Here is a 2426-nt window from a genome sequence, read left to right as displayed (position 1 = left end):
AATCCCCAGGCGACGACACACCACCCGGAAAACGACACGCCATCCCCACAATCACCACCGGATCACCATCCACCACCCCCACCACACCATCCGAAGCCACCGGCCGCGAACCACCGAACAACACCTCATCCAAATGACCAGCCAGCACCACGGGCGACGGATAGTCGAACGCCAGCGTCGCCGGAAGCCGTACGCCGGTCCACGTGGCCAGGCGGTTGCGCAGGTCCACCGCGGTGAGCGAATCGAAGCCCATGTCCCGGAACGCCTGCCCGGCGTCGACCTGGTCACCGCCGCCGAAACCGAGCACCCCGGCCACCATCGCGCAGACCTGACGTACGAGTTCGGCACGTCGCCGCTCCGGATCCCACCCGGCGTACCGTTCCGTCCACGACCGGTCTTGATCGCCGGCCGCCGCGGTACGCCGCGTGGCCGGCGCCAGGCGCGACAGCAATGGCGGCACACCCGTCGAGCCGTTCAGGCGCAGCCGCACCGGCACCGTCACCGGCGCATCGGTCCGCAGTGCCTCGTCGAACAGCCGCAGGCCCCTCTCGTCGTCGATCGGCAGCACGCCCGACCGGGCCAGACGATCGCGATCCGCCGATTGGGCCAGCGTGCTCGCGGACTCCCACAGGCCCCAGGCGAGTGACTGTGCCGGGAGGTTCTGCGCACGCCGCCGACGAGCCAGCGCATCCAGATAGGCGTTCGCGGCCGCATAGTTCGCCTGTCCCGCCGAACCGAACACCCCCGACGCCGAGGAGAACAACACGAACGCACTCAGACCATCGGTCAGCTCGTGAAGGTACTCCGCCGCGACGGCCTTGGCCCTGAACACCGCCTCCAACTGAGCCTCGGTCAGATTCGCCACCGTCGCGTCATCCAACACCCCGGCCGCGTGGATCACCGCAGTGGGCCGATGCTCCTCGAGCAGCGCCTTCAACGCCTCCCGATCCGACACATCACACGCCACGATCCGCGCCTGCGGCACCTCATCACACAACCGGCCGGCACCCGGCGCCTGCGAGCCGCGACGCGAGACCAGCAACAGATCCGATACGCCGTACACGTCGACCAAATGCCGGGCCAACAACCCACCGAGCGTGCCGGTACCACCCGTGATCAACACCGGGCCGCTACCGAAATCAACCTCGCCGCCACCCGGAGCAGCCCGCACCAGACGCGGCACCCGAACGCGGCCGTCGTCATCCACACGCAACTGCGGCTCGTCACACACCGCCACCGCCGCCCGCGCCAGCGCCGGGTCGGCCGCATCCACCAGCACCAAACGGCCCGGATACTCCGACTGCGCCGACGCCAACAAACCCCACACCGCCGCGTGCTCTGGGCGGTTCTGGCTGTCGGGGACCAGGACCAACCAGCGCCGATCGTCGGCGGCCAAACGCTGCCGCACACCGGCCAGAGTGTCGGCCAGGCCAACACCGGCGCAGTCCCACACCGGCATATCGACTTCGGCCCGACCGACCTCGCCGGCTTCGACCCAGTCGACGGTGTAGAGATCCCGAACCGCCTTGACCGGCAGCCGGTCCGGCAACGCCCGCAGCACAAGCGACCCCACCGTCGCCACCAACGCCCCGTCCGCGTCGGTCAACGTCAACGACAGGTTGGTGCCGTCGACACGCATCCGCACCCTGAGCCTGGTCGCGCCCGTGGCGTACACGGAGACGTCCTGCCACGCGAACGGCAGCGACGGCCCCCCGGCGCCGTCCGGCATGCCCAGCGCGGCCAGGTGCAGCGCGGCGTCCAGCAGCGCGGGATGCACCCCGAAGCGGTCCACCTGCGCACGGTCCGCATCATCCAGAGCGACCTCGGCGACGAACTCCGCACCATCGCGCCACGCCGCCCGTACGCCCCGGAACACCGGGCCGTACTGCAAACCCACAGCAGCCAGACCTTCGTAGAAGTCCTCCACCGGGAGCAGCGTCGCGCCGGCCGGCGGCCACGTCGCGTCGGCCTGCGGGGTGTCACCCTCTGCGGCCTCCGCGAGTTGGCCGGTGGCGTGGCAGGTCCACGGTTGGTCCGCACCGGTACGAGCGTGGATGCTGAGCTGCCGCCGGCCGTCGACCGTGGTCTGCACGTCGACGGTGCTGGCGGGGTCCAGCACGAGCGGGGCCTGCACCGTCAGCTCCCGCACCACCGACGCGCCGACCAGGTCGCCGGCGTGGATCGCCCAGTCCACGAACCCGGTTCCCGGCACCAGCACCGAGCCGTTGATAACGTGATCGGCCAGCCATGGTTGCCGGGCCGTCGACACCCGGGTCGACACCACCACCCCGCCGTCGGCGAGCCGTACCGCGGATCCGCGCCAGCCGCCCCCGTCGAGCCAGTAGCGTCGGTGCTGGAAGGCGTACGTCGGCAGGTCGACCGGTCCAGCGACAGCCGGTAGCGCGGGAGTCCAGTCGACCGGCACC

General features: G+C 70.7%; 1 protein-coding gene. It reads right to left on the bottom strand.

Annotation, left to right across the window (positions count from 1 at the left end):
• Positions 1-2426: type I polyketide synthase (locus AB0I42_RS37215; RefSeq protein WP_357544478.1), on the bottom strand; the 2426-nt coding region annotated here is incomplete at both ends.

This window comes from Polymorphospora sp. NPDC050346 (assembly GCF_040655695.1).
In the GTDB taxonomy this organism is placed as follows: domain Bacteria; phylum Actinomycetota; class Actinomycetes; order Mycobacteriales; family Micromonosporaceae; genus Polymorphospora; species Polymorphospora lycopeni.
Note: the sequence above shows the minus strand (reverse complement) of the source record. Positions and strands in the feature narration are given on the sequence as shown.